The following is a 228-nucleotide window of genomic DNA, read 5'->3' on the forward strand; positions in this document are numbered from 1 at the left end:
GACGAACTCCTCACCGCCCCAGCGAGCAAACAGGCACGGCCGTGTCGTGATCGATTCGCCGATCTTCGCGAGCGCGCGCAACACTTCATCGCCAACGTCGTGGCCATACTGGTCATTGATCTTCTTGAAGAAGTCAATGTCGAGGATGAACACCGAAAACAGATCGGCGGTCCCGAACAATTTTTGTACGAACTCCAGAAACGCCCGGCGATTCGGCAAACCTGTGAG

Annotated in this window: 1 protein-coding gene; it reads right to left on the minus strand. The window is 55.7% G+C overall.

All coding sequences use genetic code 11. From position 1 onward, the window contains the following. The coding region (locus R2R70_RS23765) for a GGDEF domain-containing protein (RefSeq protein ID WP_410979457.1) at positions 1-228 on the minus strand (228 nt) is incomplete at both ends.

This window comes from Cobetia sp. SIMBA_158 (assembly GCF_046566945.1).
In the GTDB taxonomy this organism is placed as follows: Bacteria; Pseudomonadota; Gammaproteobacteria; order Pseudomonadales; family Halomonadaceae; genus Cobetia; species Cobetia amphilecti.